At 44.1% G+C, this 22,840-nt stretch carries 15 protein-coding genes, 3 tRNA genes, 3 rRNA genes and 4 pseudogenes; 10 read left to right on the top strand and 15 right to left on the bottom strand.

The window, feature by feature from the left end; genetic code table 11:
* Positions 1-23: 23 nt before the first annotated feature.
* From REG_RS01455 to epmA, 3 genes are all read left to right on the top strand, one after another.
* Positions 24-1,817 (top strand): proline--tRNA ligase, encoded by a 1,794-nt coding sequence (locus REG_RS01455; protein ID WP_006704184.1) that lies wholly within the window; start codon positions 24-26, stop codon positions 1,815-1,817.
* A complete protein-coding gene (gene tal / locus REG_RS01450) occupies positions 1,807-2,778 on the top strand; it encodes a transaldolase (protein ID WP_039906891.1) in 972 nt (323 codons plus the stop codon). The genes REG_RS01455 and tal overlap by 11 nt, the downstream gene beginning before the upstream one ends.
* A 137-nt stretch (positions 2,779-2,915) precedes the next feature.
* Positions 2,916-3,908, top strand: a complete 993-nt coding sequence (epmA, locus tag REG_RS01445; RefSeq protein ID WP_006704182.1) for an elongation factor P--(R)-beta-lysine ligase — start codon at positions 2,916-2,918, stop codon at positions 3,906-3,908.
* Between the two features lie 41 nt (positions 3,909-3,949).
* Here the strand turns inward: epmA and REG_RS01440 are convergent, their stop codons facing one another.
* Both REG_RS01440 and istA read right to left on the bottom strand, forming a co-directional pair.
* Positions 3,950-4,201, bottom strand: coding sequence for a transposase (locus REG_RS01440; protein WP_260200182.1), 252 nt, complete (start codon positions 4,199-4,201; stop codon positions 3,950-3,952).
* A gap of 66 nt (positions 4,202-4,267) precedes the next feature.
* Positions 4,268-6,038, bottom strand: a pseudogene (istA, locus tag REG_RS13960) (IS21 family transposase).
* A 169-nt stretch (positions 6,039-6,207) separates the two neighbouring features.
* On the opposite strand from istA, the gene REG_RS01425 reads away from it, so the two are divergent.
* Positions 6,208-6,420, top strand: a complete 213-nt coding sequence (locus tag REG_RS01425; RefSeq protein ID WP_218015655.1) for a transposase — start codon at positions 6,208-6,210, stop codon at positions 6,418-6,420.
* Between the two features lie 153 nt (positions 6,421-6,573).
* Entirely contained in the window at positions 6,574-6,834 is a 261-nt protein-coding gene (locus REG_RS01420; protein ID WP_039906890.1) for a hypothetical protein, read from the top strand.
* 151 nt (positions 6,835-6,985) lie between these two features.
* Here the strand turns inward: REG_RS01420 and REG_RS01415 are convergent, their stop codons facing one another.
* Positions 6,986-7,432, bottom strand: a complete 447-nt coding sequence (locus REG_RS01415; RefSeq protein ID WP_071985153.1) for a cytosine permease — start codon at positions 7,430-7,432, stop codon at positions 6,986-6,988.
* A pseudogene (locus REG_RS14780) lies at positions 7,408-7,719 on the bottom strand (transposase); the annotation flags it as partial. The gene REG_RS01415 and the pseudogene REG_RS14780, both read right to left, overlap by 25 nt.
* A 26-nt stretch (positions 7,720-7,745) precedes the next feature.
* Between REG_RS14780 and REG_RS01405 the strand changes: the two are divergent.
* Positions 7,746-8,678: pseudogene (locus tag REG_RS01405) on the top strand (IS5 family transposase).
* Between the two features lie 162 nt (positions 8,679-8,840).
* Positions 8,841-9,032, top strand: coding sequence for a hypothetical protein (locus REG_RS01400; RefSeq protein ID WP_141553584.1), 192 nt, complete (start codon positions 8,841-8,843; stop codon positions 9,030-9,032).
* Here REG_RS01400 and REG_RS12960 read toward each other — a convergent pair.
* Entirely contained in the window at positions 9,012-9,161 is a 150-nt protein-coding gene (locus REG_RS12960) for a hypothetical protein (RefSeq protein ID WP_176603362.1), read from the bottom strand. The genes REG_RS01400 and REG_RS12960 overlap by 21 nt on opposite strands.
* Positions 9,162-9,174: 13 nt before the next feature.
* Between REG_RS12960 and REG_RS01395 the strand changes: the two genes are divergently transcribed.
* A complete protein-coding gene (locus tag REG_RS01395) occupies positions 9,175-9,504 on the top strand; it encodes an ATP-binding protein (protein ID WP_039906885.1) in 330 nt (109 codons plus the stop codon).
* Between the two features lie 1,053 nt (positions 9,505-10,557).
* Positions 10,558-10,997, top strand: a pseudogene (gene slyA, locus REG_RS01390) (transcriptional regulator SlyA).
* Positions 10,998-11,394: 397 nt separating this feature from the next.
* Here slyA and REG_RS01385 read toward each other — a convergent pair.
* From REG_RS01385 to htpG, 3 genes are all read right to left on the bottom strand, one after another.
* Positions 11,395-11,467, bottom strand: a tRNA-Lys gene (locus tag REG_RS01385).
* Positions 11,468-11,632: 165 nt separating this feature from the next.
* Positions 11,633-12,448, bottom strand: coding sequence for a 2,3,4,5-tetrahydropyridine-2,6-dicarboxylate N-succinyltransferase (gene dapD, locus REG_RS01380; protein WP_006704179.1), 816 nt, complete (start codon positions 12,446-12,448; stop codon positions 11,633-11,635).
* Between the two features lie 107 nt (positions 12,449-12,555).
* Positions 12,556-14,550 carry a molecular chaperone HtpG gene (htpG, locus tag REG_RS01375; protein WP_006704178.1) on the bottom strand — a complete coding sequence of 665 codons (1,995 nt, stop codon included), beginning with the start codon at positions 14,548-14,550 and terminating at the stop codon, positions 12,556-12,558.
* 185 nt (positions 14,551-14,735) lie between these two features.
* On the opposite strand from htpG, the gene coaE reads away from it, so the two are divergent.
* Entirely contained in the window at positions 14,736-15,356 is a 621-nt protein-coding gene (gene coaE, locus REG_RS01370) for a dephospho-CoA kinase (RefSeq protein WP_039907069.1), read from the top strand.
* 194 nt (positions 15,357-15,550) lie between these two features.
* On the opposite strand, the gene tig is transcribed toward coaE, so the two are convergent.
* From tig to REG_RS01340, 7 genes are all read right to left on the bottom strand, one after another.
* On the bottom strand, positions 15,551-16,858 hold the full coding sequence (gene tig / locus REG_RS01365; RefSeq protein WP_006704176.1) for a trigger factor: 1,308 nt from the start codon (positions 16,856-16,858) through the stop codon (positions 15,551-15,553).
* Positions 16,859-16,863: 5 nt separating this feature from the next.
* Entirely contained in the window at positions 16,864-16,998 is a 135-nt protein-coding gene (locus REG_RS13955) for a hypothetical protein (RefSeq protein WP_260200083.1), read from the bottom strand.
* Between the two features lie 462 nt (positions 16,999-17,460).
* A 5S ribosomal RNA gene (gene rrf, locus REG_RS01360) occupies positions 17,461-17,576 on the bottom strand.
* A 70-nt stretch (positions 17,577-17,646) separates the two neighbouring features.
* Positions 17,647-20,560: ribosomal RNA gene (locus REG_RS01355) — 23S ribosomal RNA — on the bottom strand.
* A 104-nt stretch (positions 20,561-20,664) separates the two neighbouring features.
* Positions 20,665-20,740, bottom strand: a tRNA-Ala gene (locus REG_RS01350).
* A gap of 91 nt (positions 20,741-20,831) precedes the next feature.
* Positions 20,832-20,908: transfer RNA gene (locus REG_RS01345), tRNA-Ile, on the bottom strand.
* A gap of 104 nt (positions 20,909-21,012) precedes the next feature.
* Positions 21,013-22,555, bottom strand: a 16S ribosomal RNA gene (locus REG_RS01340).
* Together the 16S, 23S and 5S rRNA genes with 2 tRNA genes alongside form the textbook arrangement of a ribosomal RNA operon.
* Positions 22,556-22,840 lie beyond the last annotated feature (285 nt).

Here is a 22,840-nt window from a genome sequence, read left to right as displayed (position 1 = left end):
GCCCTAATGGAATCACATGTCATATGCGTACTAGCCAATATCTGCTTGCCACCCAAAAAGAAATACCTGCCGATGCTGAAAGCATTAGTCATAAACTGATGCTACGGGCAGGCATGATCCAGCAGGTAACTTCTGGACTTTATACTTGGTTACCAACCGGTCTCCGAGTGTTAAAAAAAGTCGAAAATATCGTACGTGAAGAGATGAATAATGCCGGAGCGATTGAAGTGTCTATGCCCATGGTACAGCCGGCGGATCTATGGCAAGAAAGTGGACGATGGGATAAATATGGTCTTGAACTATTACGTTTTGTTGATCGTCATGAGCGTCACTTTGTTCTCGGACCCACCCATGAAGAAGTGATCACGGCCTTGGTTCGTAATCAAATTAAATCCTATAAACAATTACCTCTTAATCTTTTTCAGATCCAAACCAAGTTTCGTGACGAAGTACGACCCCGTTTTGGCGTGATGCGCGCTCGTGAATTTTTAATGAAAGATGCCTATTCCTTTCATACTACTCAGGAATCTTTGCAAAAAACTTACGATACGATGCATGCCACTTACAGCAAAATATTTAGTCGGATCGGTTTGGATTTCCGCGCGGTACAGGCAGATACTGGCTCAATTGGTGGCAGCCGATCACACGAATTTCAAGTATTGGCGGACAGTGGTGAGGACGATATTGTTTTCTCAACTACATCAAATTTTGCGGCCAATATTGAGTTGGCGAAAGCAGTCGCCCCCACACAATCACGAGCAGAGGCAACTGAAGCACTGCGTATTATTGATACCCCACATGTAAAAACCATCGCTGACCTAGTAACACAGTTCAAAATGCCGATCGAAAAAACGGTAAAAACGCTATTGGTACGTGCGGCTAAAGGAAGTGGACATAAACTGATCGCGCTATTACTGCGTGGTGATCATGACCTTAATAAAACAAAAATAGAAAAATTATCAGCAAAAAAATTATCTCAAGTCGCCGTTCCACTTGCTTTTGCCGATAAAGAAGAAATTCGGGCGGCACTAGGAGCCGGATCTGGTTCTTTGGGTCCGATGAATCTGAATTTACCTATTATCGCCGATCACAGTGTTGCCGTAATGAATGATTTCAGTGCCGGTGCCAATATTGATGGTAAACATTATTTTGGTATCAACTGGGAGCGTGATTTACCATTGCCACAGGTAGCAGATATCCGTAATGTCGTTGTAGGTGATGCCAGTCCAGATGGTCAAGGTACTTTGCTACTTAAACGAGGCATTGAAGTGGGTCATATCTTCCAACTGGGCACCCAATACTCCAAAATAATGAACGCTACAATAGAAAACAAAGAAGGTAAAAAGCAGGCAATCACGATGGGATGTTATGGTATTGGCGTGTCACGCATAGTGGCTGCCGCTATTGAACAAAACTACGATGAAGACGGTATCCTCTGGCCAGAGGCGATTGCCCCGTTTCAAGTGGCGATTTTACCAATGAATATGCACAAATCTTTTCGGGTGCAAGAACAAGCTGAGGCTTTATATAAAGCGCTGAGTGATCATGGAGTAGAGGTCATTTTAGATGATCGTTGCGAGCGTCCGGGCGTGATGTTCACTGATATGGAATTGATTGGTGTACCAAATAGTATAGTGATTAGTGAACGCAATCATGATAACCAGGAAGTGGAATATAAAAATCGCCGCAGCGGTGAAACACAAATGATAAAAAGCGATAAAATTATCGATTTTTTGATCGCTCAGATCACCAAGCATAGAGTCCCCTGTCAGCCTAGCTCGGCAATACATGATGAGAAGTCACAACATGATCGATAAATTAACCTCTCTGCGTCAACTGACGACTGTTGTTGCTGATACCGGTGATATTGCCATGATAAGGCGCTATCAACCACAGGATGCCACCACTAATCCTTCGCTGATTTTGCAAGCCATTCAACTCCCAGAATATCGCCAGTTAATTGAACAAACCCTCCATTGGGCGCGTGATAATAGCCTTGATCCTTGTCAGCAAGTGATTGATGCAAGTGATAAACTCGTAGTAAATATTGGTTTAGCCATTTTATCGTTGATTCCAGGTCGTATTTCTACTGAAGTGGATGCACGTCTTTCCTATGACACACAAGCCTGTGTCACAAAAGCAAAACGATTAATAGCATTTTATAACGAAGCCGGTATTAGTAATGATCGTATTTTGATTAAATTAGCAGCGACCTGGCAAGGCATTCGGGCTGCTGAAATATTAGAAAAAGAAGGTATCAACTGTAATTTAACGCTGCTATTTTCATTCGCACAAGCACGTGCTTGTGCCGAAGCGGGCGTATACCTTATCTCTCCTTTTGTTGGTCGTATTCTCGATTGGTATAAATCTCATACTGATAAGAAAGAATTTACACCGCAAAACGATCCTGGCGTCGTCTCCGTCACAAAAATTTATCAATATTACAAACAACACAATTATAAAACGGTAGTGATGGGCGCCAGTTTTCGTAATATTGGTGAGATCATCGAGCTGGCAGGTTGCGATCGCTTAACTATTTCTTCCTCGTTGTTACAAGAGTTGGCGATGAGCGAAGGTTCATTAGAACGTAAACTGTTTTACCAGGGCGAAATAAAAACAAGACCCGCGCCATTAACAGAAACTGAATTTTATTTTCAGCATAACCAAGATCCGATGGCGGTCGATAAGTTGGCGGAAGGGATACGCAATTTTGCTATTGATCAAGAGAAATTAGAGCAAATAATCACTGATCAACTCTCTATACCCACAGCCCTTTAAGTTGCCTTCGGCGGCCAGGGCGACCGACCGCGATGAGCGTAGACATACTACGTGATTCGGCGAGCACCCGCAGCCAACAACTCGGCGGCTTCAAAGGCGAAGGGTATAAACCACTTCTTAATAACTTTTAGATTTGTATGAATAACAATAAAGACCTACGCTGGCGTCCAAGCGCGTCTATTGATCATTTAAAAAAACGCGCCCGGATATTAGCAAAAATACGGCAATTTTTTGCCGAAAATAACGTAATGGAAGTAGAAACACCCGCCCTGAGTCAAGCAACAGTGACAGACATCCATCTGTTTCCTTTTCAAACTCAGTTTATCGGTCCAGGCGCCGCAGCCGGATTAACACTGTATATGATGACGAGCCCGGAATATCACATGAAACGCCTGTTAGCGGCGGGCAGTGGTTCCATTTACCAATTGGGGCGTAGTTTCCGTAATGAGGAAGCGGGGTGCCATCATAATCCAGAATTTACTATGTTGGAATGGTATCGGCCAGGCTACGATATGCAAAAATTAATCGATGAAGTCGATAAATTGCTGCAACTAATATTGTGTTGCAAACCTGCTGAACAATTATCTTATCAACAAGCTTTTATACGTTATTTAGAAATTGATCCACTGACTGCCAATAACCAAGCACTCCGCGCAGTGGCGCGTAGGCCAGCGCTAAGTCATATTGCGGATATTGCAGATAATGAAGAAAGTCGGGATACCTTGCTGCAATTATTATTTGTTAGCGGTATAGAGCCACGTATTGGACATGATAAACCGGTTTTTGTTTATCATTACCCCGCATCACAAAGCGCATTGGCGCGGATCAATCCTGATGACCCGCGGGTAGCAGAGCGTTTTGAAGTTTATTATAAAGGTATCGAGTTGGCGAATGGCTTTGATGAATTAACGGATAGTGCTGAACAACGGCAACGTTTTGAAAACGAAAATAACCAACGTGTTAACCTGGGGCTCGCACCTGCCTCAATAGACGAAAACTTGATCGCCGCCCTGCAACATGGCCTGCCAGCGTGCTCAGGCGTTGCTCTTGGTGTTGATCGCTTAATAATGTTGGCTCTCAACGCAAAAAAAATAAGCGAGGTGATGGCTTTTACCGTTGAAAGCGCCTAAATATAAATGTTTACTGTACGGCTTAGGTGTTATAAATTGATTTAAAATAGAGGTTTAGAGAACAAGGTATCGATATCACATAGTCTCTTCCTCCGAAGGGCTTTAGCTTGAGCCCATTTGTGTTCAATGGGATTTAGAGCAGGAGAATAGGTGGGAAGATATTCCAAAATAAAGCCGGCTTTTTGTATGGCAGACTGGATGTCTTGGCGTTTATGGAAGCTCACATTATCCATCACAAGGACTGCCCCTGGAGGGGATTTTGGCAGTAAATCTTGGGTGATGCATATTATCATCAAGAAGATCACTCAATAAAATGAAGGAGATCACTTATTCAGCGTCTCTGTAGAACGAGATTTAAGTTAGCCTGAGTGATCTCCTTGAGTCAATTTATTCATTGATTTTCTCATTGATTCGCCCTTTAGTTCTAGTTTGATAGCATTGTGCAGCAATCGGTCTAAAATGGCATCGGCATGAGTGGATTCGCCGATCATCTGGTACCAATTAGCAACAGGGAGCTGGCTGGTGATGAGTGTGGAAGTACGATCGTATCTGGCATCGATTAGCTCCAATAAATCTCCCCGCTGCTGAGAGTTAAGTGGCTCTAATCCCCAATCGTCGAGTAGCAAAAGCGAGCAATTGGCTAATGTATCCAGTAATTTTCGATAACTGCCCTGGGCTTGTGCCAGGTACATTTGTGCTAGCAGTTGCTTGAGCCTGAAGTAAAAGACGCTCATCCCTTGCTGGCAATAATGGTGACCGAGTGCACAGGCTAACCAAGTCTTGCCGCAACCGGTAGCGCCGGTAATCAGTATATTTTGATGGTGTTTCAACCATTCCCCTTGTGTCAGTGAGCGGATAGTGGCTTTATCGAGTTGGCGTGACGCTGAGTAGTCAACACGGGACGCTGTCCAGCGACCCTGTTGTTTATGGGCTTCAGGCATATGATTTTCTAGCGTGGAGTGACCGCCCACGTCGTGTGAGCGTGGATGTACCGCGACTAGCTCACCCCGATGAAACAGGTTGACAAGTTCTCCACTGACATGCGCTTCTAATTTTTGTTTCAGTAACGTATGCGGGACGGAGTAATAATGCTTATCCACTTCAACGTGGTAGTCCATCTGGACGCGGACTTGTGTCACCTGCGTATAGCGATAGGGTAAGCGTGGCAAGGGTTTTAACACCGGTTTATCTATCTGTTGAAACTGGCTTAAGCGGCTGCCCGGTCGCTTTTTCATCGGCTTGTTATTGAGTTCTATCAGCAACTCCTGTATCCGCTGATTTAACGCCTTCAAGCTGTAGAACGTCTCTCGCCTCAGTTTAGCCATTATCCAACGTTCAACAATTTGTACCGCCACTTCAACCTTGGCTTTATCTTTGGGTTTGTAAGGGCGCGCCGCTACCACGACGGTATCGTAATGGTAGGCAAGTTGTTGATAGGTCGGATTTAAATCAGGCTCGTAACGACACGCTTTATCGATGCCACTTTTTAAATTATCCGGCACTATAACTCAGGCACCCCCCCGAAAAAGTCAAAACAACGCGCATGGCTCATCACCCAATTTTCTAAGCATTGACTCCAGGTAGCTTCGGCATAGGTGTAATTTGACGCCCCGAGAACCGCCACAAACACCTGAGCTGTGCGCTGTTCACCCGTTTTGGGGTGAGTGACGTTGAGGGTGGGGCCACAATAATCGACGAACAGCTTTTCTCCCGCTTTGTGGGTTTGTCGCATCGACGGGGATTGCACTTGCTGCCAGCTTTTGTAGAGGCGGCAAAATGGGCATACCTGTAATGATTGGCTGGATTTTGCTGCTGATATTCCTCGTATAACAGCTGTAGCGTCATGATTTTATGCTTCAGTTCCTGACAAATCAGGCTCCAGTCAGGCAGCGAGCTTTTTTTCTTTTTTACCGGGGTTTGTTTGAACGCTGCCCGTAAATTTAGCTCATTCCACTCCGGAGAAAGCGGATAATCCCTGATACCAAGTTGTGCAGCCTGATTGAGGTAACGAGACACCACTGAGGGGGAGACGGATAAACTCTTTGCAATCTGACGATGGCTCAGTTGACAACGGTATTTTAGCCTGAGTATTTCTTTTAGTTTTCTCATCGATATACGGAATGCCGACATGGTTATCTGCTCGTCAATAAAACGGCAGGATAACGGTAAAAACACACCTACAGAGGACAAGCTGAACTAATAATATTCATGGAGATCGCTCAATAACATTTTGCCGAAAAAGTGATCTCCTTCAATGTTATTCAGTGATCGCCTTGAATGTTATTGAGCGATCTCCTTCATGTTATTGAGTGATCTTCTTGATGATAATGTGAGCTTCCATAAACGCCAAGACATCCAGGCTGCTATACAGAAAGCTGGCTTTATTCTCGAATATCTCCCCACGTATTCTCCTGACATGAATCCCATTGAGCACAAATGGGCTCAAGCTAAAGCCCTTCGCAGAAAGCGACTATGTGATATCGATACCTTGTTTTCTGACCCTTTATTTTAAATCAATTTATACCGCATAAGCCATAAGTCATTTTGGTATTTATAGGTCAATAAATCATTTCGATATTGTACATCAATTTATAACACCTAAGCCATATTATGGTGAGATTTAACGTGTAAGATAGTTAGAAATAGATAGAAAAAGGAGTATGAAATGAACAAGATAAAAACGTATTTAACGATATTATCCATTTTGCTGTTGCCGATGTCTGTGCTAGCTTCTCAAGAAGACCGGCCGGGGTGTGAAATGTACTGGGGGAGAGTGATGCCCAAAATAAGATGCCTCGCACAACCCGCCTACGGTACAAAAAACCGCTCCCTCTCAGACAGAAAAACCGGCAGTTTCTTCTACTGTAAAGAAAGAGGAATTGCAGCGATTGAGGAAGATGACGCTTTTTCTGTAGCAGTACAATAGCGGTAAACTACCGCTATTTTCTACTCTCTTTAACCCGTGGGTAGAGTGGTGTTGACACCTGCAATAAAATCTCATGAAAAAGGCCAAAGAATAACAAGGGACACTATTTCTACTGTTTTTTCACAAATATCCTGTGGTTATCATCGCCTTTTTACTGCACCGGGTTTCTCGGCAATTTTCGAAGAGAATCTTCTGCTATAACGATAATCCCATAGATAACACTGGCAATCATTAATGAATTGAAAGAGGGGACTCCGGCGTGAATCGTCATGCCTGCGATAATGCCAAAAATACTCGCTACAATCGCCTCCCAACCTGTTAACTGTGTTGATAATGCGGGCAATGTCTGTGTCTGACGTGTCGCATCGAGCACAGAGCGATGGGTACGTAAAAGGTAATAATCAACCAGCATCACCCCTGCAACAGGTGGAAAAACTACACCGAGCAAAATAAGAAAATCGGCAAAACTGGCTAAAATACCTAACATTGACAACAGAGTACCCACCCCCCCCAATATTATCGTTGATCGGATGTGACCTAATTTCTTGTTGGTTAAGCCTTCAACGACACTGGCTAGGGAAAGAGACGAAGAATACAAGCAGGCAATAGTGCTCTGATGTGTGCAGTAATAGCGTTTTTAATGACAGCCCAATGTTGTTGGTAAAGGGTTATTTTTTCAGACAGACGGCGTTTATGTTGTTCAAACCAGGTAACAATGGCCAGAAAAATGTGATTTCTTTACGCCCGGTCGGTGCGAGCCTGACAGCGTTCTATGCCACAAGTTTGTTTGATTTCCCGATGATAAACTTCAACAGACCAACGTGCTGCGGTGACAGCACTTATGGAAACCCTGAAGAACAGATAAAAGTAGTCTATTCTGTCATTAATAATTTTTTTAGGTTAATAGTGAAATGAAAACGAAATCGACGAGCCGAGCCGACTTTTTAGCGCAAATGAATAGGATAGTTCCCTGGGAAAAAATGCTGGCCAAACTCAGTCGTCATTACCCCAAGGCAAGCCCTAAAGGCGGCAGGCCGGCGAAACCGTTAGAAGTGATGCTGCGGATTTATTTTTTACAGAATGGGTTTAATTATGCTGATTTATCGATGTAAGAAGCGTTATACGACATCCCCTTATTACGTCAATTTGCTGGGGTATGTGTCGATGCCATTCCCTCCGATCCCACTCTCCTGCATTTTCGTCATTGGCTGGAAAAACATCATTTAAGCGAAACGCTGTTTGAAGAAGTTAATACGCATTTAGCTTCGCTTCAGCTATTTATCAAACGGGGTAGCATTGTCGATGCTACGATTATTCATGCGCCCAGTTCAACTAAAAACCGGCAAAATACTCGTGACCCAGACATGAAAGCCACCCGTAAAGGCAATCAGTGCTACTGTGGCATGAAAGCGCATATTGGCGTGGATGCACAGACGGGGCTGGTGCATTCCCTGGTGGGAGCCTCGGCGAATGTAGCCGATGTGACGCAAGTTCATCACCTTCTTCACGGCCAAGAAGAGGTTGTTCATGGTGATGCCGGTTATAAAGGCGTGATGCGACTCAGCGAACATCAACATCGCGTGGTCACCTGGCGCATCCCCCGATGGAGGGTATTGGCCTTGCCGGGGCAGGGGCAGCAGGTATGGGAAAAACATCGGCATCAGCAAAGTCTCAACGCGAAAATCCGGGCTAAGGTTGAACATCCCTTTCGGGTGTTAAAATGTCAGTTCAACTTTAGAAAAGTGCGCTACAAGGGCTTGGCAAAAAATACCGCGCAGTTATTCAGCTTATTTGCTTTGACCAATCTCTTTCTCGCTAGAAAAATCCTGCTCTGTAACCCCTGATTTTCCATTGATACTGAAAAAAAGTGTATCCGCCGTCTCTATACCGTAAAAAAAGAGTGCATTCCTTTCCTTTTTTATTACATGACTTTAAGAATTAACGCTATTAGCTCAAAATATAGCATTCATTATCGGTTCTTCAGGGTTTCCATATGGCTGGAAACGGTGGCACACCAGCGGATCTATGACACCACCAGAGAAAAACCGGCACTGCGGCTTATCGATGAACGTAAAGCACTACAAGTATTACCTCCGAAAATAAGTACCGATAAAGCCTTCGCTGGCCAACAAGAGCTCATTAGCTTCTCTCAATGGGTTGAGTCAGCAACCACTGCATTATGCTCTGAGCGTGTATGACCAACTGATGGAGACGATATACCATTCGCCTTTGAAGCCGCCGCGTTGTTGGCTGCGGGTGCTCGCCGAATCACGTAGTCTATCTACGCTCATCGGTCTCACACCCTGGCCGCCTAGCGGCAACTTCAAAGGCGAACGGTATATGAACCTGCAATTATCCCGTATTGGAGAACTTACCTCAGAGCTGCAACTGCCGGGGATTGATGCAAATGCCTGCGATTTAGCCCAGCAAGCGGCGCAACAAGAGTGGGATTACCTGACTTTCCTGGAGCAGGCTCTGCAGTGTGAGAAGCGTTCACGCCATCAACGTAAACAGCATATGTTCACCCGAATGGCTGGATTCCCCAGCCTGAAAACGCTGGAGGACTTTGATTTTACCTTCGCCGCTGGCGTGCCAAAAAAACAGGTCATTGAGTTAGCATCGTTGTCATTTATTGATTGTTACTGTGGATCAGTTTTAGGCTGTTGTTGACATCCAATGAAGAGAATGATGCTGTCACAGTTAGAGATGATAAATTATAGTAATGATTTATTAACCATGATATCTTTTTAAAGGTATTAACCCTATTGACATTGCTAGCGTGTCTGGCACAGAAATGATAGGCTATATGCCCTTGGAATTGGATTGTTATGCTCAATGAGTTTCTATTAACGATGCATATAACGCACAATAATCACAACACCATTAATGAAAACATTGTATGGCAAGGCGTTTATAGCTCTTAAAACACTAAAGTTTATAGAAATTCTATGGTGCTTTAGCTAGTGGCGTGCCGATTACAGGGTGTAAATGAAAATTTTGCGTCCTTAAAATTTATTCGAAATCTTCTTTAGTAAAGGTAATACAAGTTGTTAACAACGTATTATAGCCGAATCAGTTTAATTTGATTCAAGACGGAGGAGCGCAGACAGTACAAATAGTACGGCAAGCGACGACAACACAGAATCAAATTAAACTGGTTTGGCTATAGTGAACAAGAGATTTCGAATAGGCGCTAAGACTTGTCATGCACAAGCGGAGCCTGTGGAGTGGGAAACCTCGCCTAATAGAGCGGGGAACAGTCACAAGTTGATAAAATTACAGTAAAACAGTCATTATCAGACTTCCTTCAGTGATCAATTGCTTATCATGGACTAGTATTCTTGCCAACCGGCTGCAAATTTTTGGGGCAAATAGGTTGTGGGGTGTCATTGTCACCTATCACTGCTAAAACAAATACCGCTCAATGTTAATTACTGCACAGAAGCTATGTCAAAACATAGTTTCTACGAGATGATTGTAGTGACGGTGTAGACGGATAAACATAACAAGAGTGGGGTTCAATAAGTGAATTAAAAAGTAATACTGTACTTTGAATGAATTAACCTAAACGAATATCTCACTACGGCCAATGCATTCACTATATTTATTGCCTAAGCATAACATTATGCAGTATATATATATGTTCGTGTTTTTAATATTGTTGTCTTGAAATATATTGGACCATGGGAATTATGATAGCACGCTAATTATAAGGAGAGGCAGGTGGAATCAACATTAGGAGCTGATTTAGCAAGATTAGTTCGCCAATGGCGAACAGTAATCGATGAGAGGCTAAAACCACAGGGGCTGACTCAATCCCATTGGGTTACATTACATAATATTAATTGTTTACCAGAAGAGCAATCCCAGATACAACTCGCGAAAGCTATCGGTATCGAACAACCTTCACTTGTTAGAACCTTAGATCAATTAGAGGAAAAAAATTAATAGTACGGCATACGTGTAAAAATGATCGTCGTGCTAAAAAGATACAGTTAACTGAGACTGCCAAGCCTATTATCGAACATGTTAATTGCGTCATTATTGAAAGAACATGTAAAGAAATTTTAGAAAATATTCCAAAAGAGGATCTTGAATTTTTAGCAAAAATTATCAAAAAACTTGAAGATAATATTACAAAATTACAAGACACGAAGCGGTAGGTAATAATAAAATTTCATTCATGTCATTTCCCACAGTAAAAAAAGCTAAGCCGAGTAAAACTCGGCTTTATACAATTTACCATCCAACAAAGAGCACAGCCGCTCTCAGAGCCTGACTATAGCCAAATCAGTTCAATTTGATTCTGTGTTGTCGTCGCTTGTCGTACTATTTGTACTGTCTGCGCTCCTCCGCCTTGAATCAAATTAAACTGATTCGGGGCTAATATCAAAAGAATTTACGGTATTTTTAGAAGGTATTGATTAGAAGCAGGCAACGACAATATGCTTCAGCTTGAACTAATAAAATGACTAGGGCTCATTTAAATTTTCTTGCCCATTTTTTATGAGAGTTGCTAAAAAATTCCGAATAAGCTTTTGTAACTATATAACTGTTTTGTGGGTCGTGCTGGATTCGAACCAGCGACCAATTGATTAAAAGTCAACTGCTCTACCGACTGAGCTAACGACCCCCCTATTTCTTTAGTGCTTGGATTTTCTATCTAACCCTGACAATGAAAGCATATGCTACTATCTTATCTTTTTAGTGCAACTTAAATTTCTTATAAAATAACTGATTGTTTTTTATTTATTCATCTCGGGCAAAATACAATCATTTTAATGAATATTGATCAATATTACGTAATACGTAACAATTCATTAATACTTGTTTTAGCCCGGGTTTTTGCATCCACTTTTTTCACAATAATCGCACAGTATAAGCTGTGATCACCTTCTTGTGATGGAAGAGTGCCCGAGACAACAACAGAGCCTGCGGGTATACGGCCATAAGAAATTTTCTTAGTTTCACGATCATAAATACGGGTGCTTTGACCAAGATAAACTCCCATTGAGATCACTGTATTTTCTTCTACGATGACCCCTTCAACCACTTCGGAGCGAGCACCAATAAAGCAGTTATCCTCAATAATTGTCGGATTAGCTTGTAATGGCTCCAATACCCCACCAATGCCAACACCACCAGAGAGATGAACATTTTTACCAATTTGTGCACAAGATCCTACGGTAGCCCAGGTGTCTACCATCGAACCCTCATCAATAAAGGCACCAATATTAACATAAGAGGGCATCAAAATGGCGCCAGGTGCGACAAATGCCCCTTTTCGTACACTAGCCGGAGGAACCACCCGCACACCCTCAAGTTGAAAACGTGCTGTATCATGGTTGGAAAATTTCAATGGGATTTTATCGTAATAGTGCGTTTCAGCACCTGAAATTAACTGATTTTCATTGATAAGAAAAGAGAGCAGTACCGCTTTTTTTAGCCATTGATGCGTGATCCACTGACCATTAATTTTTTCTGCTACTCGTAGTAAACCTGTGTCTAACTCATTTATCATTTGGTTAATCACAATACGGGCGCTCGAGTCTATCTTATCTGGCTCAGTACGCAGGTCAAAAGCTTGTTCAATCACAGTTTGTAGTTGCTGCATATCATGCTTTTTCCTGAAAAAAGATTAAAATTTTGACAAGCAAATCATTTTAAGCAAAGCATTAATGCCGCCCCTAAAATAAAGATTAGAGACGACATTAATAAAAATTACAGACTCAACAATAATTGATTTATACGACGTGCGAAACAGTTAGGATCGTCCAAAGTACCTCGCTCGGCCAATAATGCTTGATCGAGGAATAAATTAATCCATTCTGCGAATTGTTTATCATCACTCATATCAGCCACACGTTTTACTAAAAGATGATCTGGATTTAATTCGAAAATATATTTTACTTCTGGTGCTTTTTGACCCGCAGCAGCAAGTAATTTCGCCATCTGAGTGCCCATTTCATTACTATCCGTGGTGACGATAGCCGGTGTCTCTGTTAAACGATGTGTTAATCGCACTTCTTTTACTTTGTCACCTAAGAGCTCTTTTACCCGTTTAACAAAAGGCTCTAGCGCTTTTTCTGCTTCTTTCTGCTCCGGTTTTTTTTCTTCATCAGCCAGTTTATTGATAGAATCATCTGCCTTGCTCACGGAATGTAATTTTTTTCGTTCAAATTCAGTGAAGTAGCCCATCATCCATTCGTCGACACGATCAGATAATAGCAGCACTTCAATTCCTTTTTTGCGGAATAATTCCAAATGTGGGCTACTCTTCGCAGCATCGTAACTGTCTGCAGTGATAAAGTAAATTTTATCCTGCTCTGAGGACATGCGAGCAATATATTCTTCCAGTGAAACGGTTTGTTCCGAGCTGTCATTATGTGTTGAAGCAAAGCGTAGCAGTTTAGCAATGCTTTCTTTATTGGCATAATCTTCTGCCGGCCCTTCTTTTAATACCTTGCCAAATTGCAGCCAAAATTTTTGATATTTTTCACTGTCGTCTTTAGCCAATTTCGCTAACATTTTCAGCACACGTTTTGTTAATGCGCTACGCAAACTTTGAGTAATTTTGTTATCTTGCAAAAGTTCGCGTGAAACATTGAGAGGAAGATCATTGGAGTCAATTAAACCACGGACAAAGCGCAAATAGTTAGGTAAAAACTGTTCTGCATCGTCCATAATAAATACCCGCTGCACATACAGCTTTAAACCGTGTTTATGCTCACGGTTCCACATATCCCAAGGGGCTTGCGCAGGAATATACAGTAGACTGGTATACTCTTGCTCGCCTTCTACACGATTATGACTGCACAGCAAAGGATCGACAAAATCGTGAGAGATATGCTTGTAAAGTTCGTTGTATTCCGCCTCTTTGATTTCATTTTTACTACGAAGCCATAACGCCTTGGCTTTGTTGATCTGTTCCCAGGTAACCGTTTCCTCTGTCTCAGTAGGTGTTGCAGGATCTTGAGCAGCATCATCAGTGGCTTCAGCGTCAATAACAGATTCTTGATCGGCCTCTGCGTTTTCATCTTTTTTCGCTTCTACTGCCTTTTCTACTTTTGTTCTATTCTCGATTTCTACTGGTAATGCAATATGGTCGGAATATTTGCTGATGATTGAGCGTATTCCCCAGTTGTCGAGATATGCATCTTCACCTTCACGTAAATGCAGTGTAATTTCAGTACCACGAGCTTCTTTGGTGATAGTGGCGATAGTGTAATCGCCCTCTCCAGAGGATTCCCACAATACGCCAGCATCGACTGGCTCGCCAGCTGCGCGGGTACAGACGGTAACTTTATCTGCTACGATAAAAGCAGAATAAAAACCAACACCAAATTGACCGATTAACTGACTGTCTTTGCTCTGATCTGAACCCATAGATTCAAGGAAAGCTTTGGTACCTGATTTAGCAATGGTTCCCAAATTATCAATCACTTCATCACGGCTCATACCAATACCGTTATCACTTATGGTAAGGGTGCGTTTCTCCTTGTTAACGGAAACTCGAACCCGTAGATCAGTATCTCCTTCGTACAATTCTGGCTTAGAAAGCGCACGAAAACGCAGCTTATCTGCAGCATCCGACGCGTTTGAAATTAATTCACGCAAAAATATTTCTTTATTAGAATAAAGTGAATGGATCATCAAATGGAGCAGTTGTTTGACTTCAGATTGAAACCCACGTGTTTCTTGATTTTTCGTACTCATTAAATTACCTCAATCCAAGGCTGATAAGTAAAGCAGTGCAGATCAGATGGGGGTAACCTGAAAGGGTTTCAAGTGTGGTAATAAAAAAAGAGGAAACGATTTCTATAAAAATTTACAGAGTAAATATAAGTGTAATACTAACTATAATGTTAACATGCAATGAAAAACCGAAAGATATACTATTAATGACTTATGTTGTCGCACTCACAGGTGGAATCGGTAGCGGAAAAAGCACTGTCGCTGACGCGTTCGCCAATTTGGGAGTACCTTTAATAGATGCAGATGTCATTGCTCGTCAAGTAGTTCAGCTCGGCACAGATGCATTGAGTCAGATTGTAACGCGTTATGGAAATAATATATTGCTTGCTGATGGTTCGCTAAATCGAGCGGTATTGCGGCAGAAAATATTCAGTGAGCAACAAGAAAGAGAATGGTTAAATTCGCTATTGCATCCTCTTATCCAACAAGAAACACAGCGCAGAATAACAGCGACTAAAGAACCATACCTAATTTGGGTCATCCCTCTACTGATTGAAAATAACTTATTTTCTCAAGCCGACCGAGTTTTATTAGTCGATGTAGATAAAGAAATACAATTAACCAGGATAACATCCCGAGATAATATAACTCGTCAGCAAGCAAAACAAATTTTATCCGCACAAACCACACAAAAAGAACGGTTAGCTTGTGCTGATGATGTTATTAATAATAATGGCAATTTTGTAGAGCTTTCATCGATGGTTAGCATCCTACATCAACAATATTTAGATTTTTTACTGTTGCCAAATTTAACTAAAAAATTTTAAATTACATGAAAAAACGATTCTGCTTGCCAATATTAGATGAAAAAGGGGCACAAATATTATTGTACCCGGTAATAATGTTATTTATCTTTCAAAATTTTAATTTAGCTAAAAGAAGATTTCGCGTAAACTTCCGCCCTCGCTGCTTGCTGCTATTAACGTAAAATTAACATTAATCCATAACCATACGATAAATACTACATAGTAAGCGCTTGGCTCATTAATTCAGTAAAATTCATTTTTTTATCAATAACTTTTACTTTATCTAAAATATATTCTACTGCCTGCTCTTCTAAAATTGCGCTACGTATATTATTCAACAATTCTTCGTTATTATTATAATAATCGATAACTTGCTGCGGATTTTCATAAGCTGATGCAATTTCTGATAGTCGTTTACCCAACAGTACTTTATCAACTTTCAAATCATTTTTAGAAATTATTTCTGCGAACAACAAACCAACAACTACGCGCTGCCTTGCTTTTTCTTCAAATAGTTTACGCGGTAATCCTGACATTAATGTTTTATTATCACTAAAACGCCTGATGACTTGTCCATGGAGAGCATCAATTTCTTTCTCAACTAACGCTTTCGGAACATCAATTTCGTTCGATTTTAGCAATTCTTCTATAAGCTTAGTTTTAATACTGTTACGTACCGTATTTTTCAGCTCACGTTCCATATTTTTACGTACTTCACCACGTAAATTAACTAAAGAACCATCAACTATACCGAGTTTTTTAATAAGCTCTTCAGTTAATTCTGGTAATTGTCGGACTTCTATTTTTTTCAAGACTATAGCAAAACTAGCTAATTTACCGCGTAATTTTTCAACTTGGTAGTCCTCTGGAAAATTTGCCTCGATGACAAATTTATCTCCGGTTTTGTGATCTAAAATACCCTCTTCAAAACCGGGGATCATTTTATTTTCACCCATAACCAGAATGGAATCAGTCTCTGATCCCCCTTCAAATTCCACACCATCGATAGAGCCGGTAAAATCAATGGTTACACGATGGTCTTCAGCTTTGACAACATCGTTATTTTCTTGCCAACTAGCCTGCTGTTTACGTAAGGTTTCCAGCATAGTATCAACATCGGCATCATTTATTTCAACAACAGGCGTTTCTATTTCAATATCCTCCAGATTTTTTAATTCGATATCCGGATAAACTTCAAATTCTACAGAATAACTAAAATTTTCACCTGTTTTATATTCACCAGGAAAATAACTTGGAGGGCTGGCAAGATTAATATTCTCTTTTTCAATTACATCAAAAAAATTACGCTCCATCATATCACCCAACACGTATTGAAGCACCTCAACACTGTAGTGACGTTTAACAATATCCATTGGTGCTTTACCTTTACGGAAACCGTCAATTCGAACATTCTGAGCTTTTTTAATGAGTCTATTTTTAACTGCGGCTTCAATAGGATCAGCAATAAGCGTAATAGTGGCACGGCGACCCAGACCCTGGGTGGTTTCAATAGAAACTTGCATCTATGTTACCTCAAAAAAATATTATCGTGCTCGGTCAACTGTAGAATGCATAACAAAGCAGCATATACCGTTTCGCCTTTGAAGCCGCCGCGTTGTTGGCTGCGGGTGCTCGCCGAATCACGTAGTATGTCTACGCTCATCGGTCTCTCGCCCTGGCAGCCGAAGGCAACTTCAAAGGCGAAACGGTATAATCATACCTAACTTTGAAAATGTCTCCTGTAAACCAGGACAACCGTATTACAAATACTGAATGCCCCAAATATCATAAGTATCCCGAAACCATTCTGGAAAAAATAAGAGGCAGCATTATAGCGAAGCATAGGATATGAGTCGAGGGAAGTAAGGTATTTGCTAGGGGTAGTCCCATTAAATTCTGGCTGACGAAAGCAATGCGAGGAGATTTTTATTTATATCTGAAGAGGGTTTTAAAAAATTAAAAAATCCGTGGATAAAACGGCTTTATAGTACAGTGACTTACACCCACGACGAATTTTTCTCATAATTGAAAAACACCGTGTTTCATCTGAACTACCGCACCACCGATTTTTTGATTTTTGAGAAAAAGGCCTCTCGCATTGAGCAAGAGGCTTGTGGTATTGGTAGCCTGGCGGTGACCGACTCTCGCATGGGGAGACCCCACACTACCATAGGCGCAACGGTGTTTCACTGCTGAGTTCGGAATGGGGTCAGGTGGTGCCACCGCGCTATAGCCGCCAGGCAAATTCTGTATGCTGCGTACACAGCTAATCTGTTAACAAGCGCGTAAACCAAAACACTTTCGGTGTTGTGAAGTTAAGCCTATCGGGTCCATTAGTACTGGTCAGCTCAATGTGTCACCACACTTACACACCCAGCCTATCAACGTCTTAGTCTTAAACGTCCCTCAAGGGAAGACTCATCTCGGGGCAAGTTTCCCGCTTAGATGCTTTCAGCGGTTATCTCTTCCGCATGTAGCTACCGGGCAATGCCATTGGCATGACAACCCAAACACCAGTGATGCGTCCACTCCGGTCCTCTCGTACTAGGAGCAGCCCCCCTCAATCTTCCTACGCCCACGGCAGATAGGGACCGAACTGTCTCACGACGTTCTAAACCCAGCTCGCGTACCACTTTAAATGGCGAACAGCCATACCCTTGGGACCTACTTCAGCCCCAGGATGTGATGAGCCGACATCGAGGTGCCAAACACCGCCGTCGATATGAACTCTTGGGCGGTATCAGCCTGTTATCCCCGGAGTACCTTTTATCCGTTGAGCGATGGCCCTTCCATTCAGAACCACCGGATCACTAAGACCTACTTTCGTACCTGCTCGAGCCGTCACTCTCGCAGTCAAGCTAGCTTATGCCTTTGCACTAACCTCACGATGTCCGACCGTGATTAGCTAACCTTCGTGCTCCTCCGTTACGCTTTAGGAGGAGACCGCCCCAGTCAAACTACCCACCAGACACTGTCCTCGCACCGGATTACGGCGCTGAGTTAGAAAACCAAAACTCACAGGGTGGTATTTCAACGGCGACTCCACAACAACTGGCGTCATCGCTTCTACGTCTCCCACCTATCCTACACAGTCAGTTTCAACTCCCAGTGTCAAGCTATAGTAAAGGTTCACGGGGTCTTTCCGTCTTGCCGCGGGTACACTGCATCTTCACAGCCATTTCAATTTCACTGAGTCTCGGGTGGAGACAGCCTGGCCATCATTACGCCATTCGTGCAGGTCGGAACTTACCCGACAAGGAATTTCGCTACCTTAGGACCGTTATAGTTACGGCCGCCGTTTACCGGGGCTTCGATCAAGAGCTTCGTATTGCTACTTACCCCATCAATTAACCTTCCGGCACCGGGCAGGCGTCACACCGTATACCTCCACTTACGTGTTTGCACAGTGCTGTGTTTTTAATAAACAGTTGCAGCCAGCTGGTCTCTGCGACTGACTTCAGCTACAGGGAGCAAGTCCCCTCACCTAATGCCAGCGTGCCTTCTCCCGAAGTTACGGCACCATTTTGCCTAGTTCCTTCACCCGAGTTCTCTCAAGCGCCTTAGTATGCTCTACCTGACCACCTGTGTCGGTTTCGGGTACGATTGTTTGTAACCTAAGCTTAGAGGCTTTTCCTGGAAGCCGGGCATCAACTACTTCTGCACCTAAGTGCCTCGTCATCACGCCTCAGTGTTTATGGAAAAGCGGATTTGCCTACTCTCCCTACCTACACGCTTGAACCGGGATTACCGTCACCCGGATAGTCTAGCCTTCTCCGTCCCCCCTTCGCAGTCACAAACAGTACGGGAATATTAACCCGTTTCCCATCGACTACGCTTTTCAGCCTCGCCTTAGGGGTCGACTCACCCTGCCTCGATTAACGTGGGACAGGAACCCTTGGTCTTTCGGCGAGCGGGCTTTTCACCCGCTTTATCGTTACTTATGTCAGCATTCGCACTTCTGATACCTCCAGCTCGCCTCTCAGCTCACCTTCTACGGCTTACAGAACGCTCCCCTACCCAATAACGTCGTCTCCAACGCTACTGCCGCAGCTTCGGTGGAGGGTTTAGCCCCGTTACATCTTCCGCGCAGGCCGACTCGACCAGTGAGCTATTACGCTTTCTTTAAATGATGGCTGCTTCTAAGCCAACATCCTGGCTGTTTTCGCCTTCCCACTTCGTTTCCCACTTAACCCTCACTTCGGGACCTTAGCTGGCGGTCTGGGTTGTTTCCCTTTCCACGACGGACGTTAGCACCCGCCGTGTGTCTCCCGTGGTCTCATTCTTCGGTATTCGCAGTTTGCATCGGGGTGGTAAGCCGGGATGGCCCCCTAGCCGAAACAGTGCTCTACCCCCAAAGATTAACCCACGAGGCGCTACCTAAATAGCTTTCGGGGAGAACCAGCTATCTCCCGGTTTGATTGGCCTTTCACCCCCAGCCACACGTCATCCGCTACTTTTTCAACAGGAGTCGGTTCGGCCCTCCAGTTAGTTTTACCCAACCTTCAGCCTGCGCATGGCTAGATCACCGGGTTTCGGGTCTATACCCTGCAACTAATCGCCCAGTTAAGACTCGGTTTCCCTACGGCTCCCCTACTCGGTTAACCTCGCTACAGAATATAAGTCGCTGACCCATTATACAAAAGGTACGCAGTCACCCCCTCTTCACACTCGCGCATGAAGCAGGCTCCCACTGCTTGTACGTACAGGGTTTCAGGGTCTATTTCACTCCCCTAACCGGGGTTCTTTTCGCCTTTCCCTCACGGTACTGGTTAACTATCGGTCAGTCAGGAGTATTTAGCCTTGGAGGATGGGCCCCCCTTCTTCAAACAGGATTTGTCGTGTCCCGTCCTACTCTTCGAGCTCACACTACTGCTATCTTCGAGTACGGGGCTATCACCCTCTTTCGCAGGCCTTTCCAGACCTTTCCTCTGATAACAATAACGATGCACACTCTGGGCTGCTTCCCTTTCGCTCGCCGCTACTCGGGAAATCTCGGTTGATTTCTTTTCCTCGGGGTACTTAGATGTTTCACTTCTCCCGGTTCGCCTCGTTAAACTAGTTTATTCATCTAACGATAGTGCAACTGCTTGCACTGGGTTTCCCCATTCGGGTATCAACGGCTAATCACGCTTCCTATCAGCTCACCGTCGCTTTTCGCAGATTTGCACGCCCTTCTTCGCCTCTGACTGCCTAGGCATCCGCCCTGTACGCTTCATTACTTAACTTCACAACCCGAAAGTGTCTTTCAACTCCATCAGGTTACTCATTACTCGCTTGTTCCAGATTGTTAAAGAGCATGTTCAATACAATAAATTTGACCCATTCACTATGGTGGAGCTAAGCGGGATCGAACCGCTGACCTCCTGCGTGCAAGGCAGGCGCTCTCCCAGCTGAGCTATAGCCCCATAAGGGAAAATTAACTTGACCCATCGTCGCAACAAACACTGGCAGAAACACCTTAACTCAAGGCAATTTCATCACCCTGTCATGCCGCGTTGGTGGGTCTGAGTGGACTTGAACCACCGACCTCACCCTTATCAGGGGTGCGCTCTAACCACCTGAGCTACAGACCCAACAAGGTTCGATTGCTAAACCTAACCCGCTCTCTCCATAAAAACCACTCGCTACTTTCATCAGACAATCTGTGTGAGCACTCAGCGTAGCCGCCATCTTTTGGTAAGGAGGTGATCCAACCGCAGGTTCCCCTACGGTTACCTTGTTACGACTTCACCCCAGTCATGAACCACAAAGTGGTAAGCGCCCCCCCGAAGGTTAAGCTACCTACTTCTTTTGCCGCCCACTCCCATGGTGTGACGGGCGGTGTGTACAAGGCCCGGGAACGTATTCACCGTAGCATTCTGATCCACGATTACTAGCGATTCCGACTTCATGGAGTCGAGTTGCAGACTCCAATCCGGACTACGACGCACTTTATGAGGTTCGCTTACGTTCGCACGCTCGCCGCTCTTTGTATGCGCCATTGTAGCACGTGTGTAGCCCTACTCGTAAGGGCCATGATGACTTGACGTCATCCCCACCTTCCTCCGGTTTATCACCGGCAGTCTCCTTTGAGTTCCCGCCATCACGCGCTGGCAACAAAGGACAAGGGTTGCGCTCGTTGCGGGACTTAACCCAACATTTCACAACACGAGCTGACGACAGCCATGCAGCACCTGTCTCACGGCTCCCGAAGGCACTTAAGCATCTCTGCTCAATTCCGTGGATGTCAAGAGTAGGTAAGGTTCTTCGCGTTGCATCGAATTAAACCACATGCTCCACCGCTTGTGCGGGCCCCCGTCAATTCATTTGAGTTTTAACCTTGCGGCCGTACTCCCCAGGCGGTCGATTTATCGCGTTAGCTTCGGACGCCATAACACTAGGCCACAACCTCCAAATCGACATCGTTTACAGCGTGGACTACCAGGGTATCTAATCCTGTTTGCTACCCACGCTTTCGCACCTCAGCGTCAGTCCTTGTCCAGGGGGCCGCCTTCGCCACCGGTATTCCTCCAGATCTCTACGCATTTCACCGCTACACCTGGAATTCTACCCCCCTCTACAAAACTCTAGCCCGCCAGTCTCAAATGCCGTTCCCAAGTTAAGCTCGGGGATTTCACATCTGACTTAACTTACCGCCTACATGCCCTTTACGCCCAGTTATTCCGATTAACGCTCGCACCCTCCGTATTACCGCGGCTGCTGGCACGGAGTTAGCCGGTGCTTCTTTTGCGGGTAACGTCAATCGATAAGCATATTACTCTTACCGCCTTCCTCCCCGCTGAAAGTGCTTTACAACCCTAAGGCCTTCTTCACACACGCGGCATGGCTGCATCAGGCTTCCGCCCATTGTGCAATATTCCCCACTGCTGCCTCCCGTAGGAGTCTGGACCGTTTCTCAGTTCCAGTGTGGCTGGTCATCCTCTCAGACCAGCTAGAGATCGTCGCCTAGGTACGCCATTACCGCACCTACTAGCTAATCTCATCTGGGTTCATCTTATGGCGTGAGGCCCTAAAGTCCCCCACTTTGGTCTTGCGACATCATGCGGTATTAGCCACCGTTTCCAATGGTTACCCCCCTCCATAAGCCAGATCCCCAGACTTTACTCACCCGTCCGCCGCTCGCCGGCAGAGTAGCAAGCTACTCCCCGCTGCCGCTCGACTTGCATGTGTTAGGCCTGCCGCCAGCGTTCAATCTGAGCCATGATCAAACTCTTCAATTTATTACTTTTTTAACAACTTCACAGACCCTGCTTTCTATTATGTTTCCATAAAAAAAACAAGTTCCAATCCGCTGTCAGCTTTTATACTGCTTTTACTGCACTCAATATTACAGAGCAGCACAACAGCGCACTCGCCAGTGCCCACACAGATTGTCTGATAAATTGTTAAAGAGATTCTCGTCTAGCCTTACAACGAGAGGGCGCATTCTACCCTTTCTTCTCACAGAGTCAAGGCCTTCTTTTACTAAGCTCCCCTTCTTCTGTGGGGTCGCATTATAGCCCCTT

The sequence above is a fragment of the Candidatus Regiella insecticola LSR1 genome (genome assembly GCF_000143625.1).
Taxonomy (GTDB): Bacteria; Pseudomonadota; Gammaproteobacteria; order Enterobacterales; family Enterobacteriaceae; genus Regiella; species Regiella insecticola.
The sequence above is the reverse complement of the archived record's forward strand: the minus strand, read 5'-3'. Positions and strand labels throughout refer to the sequence as shown.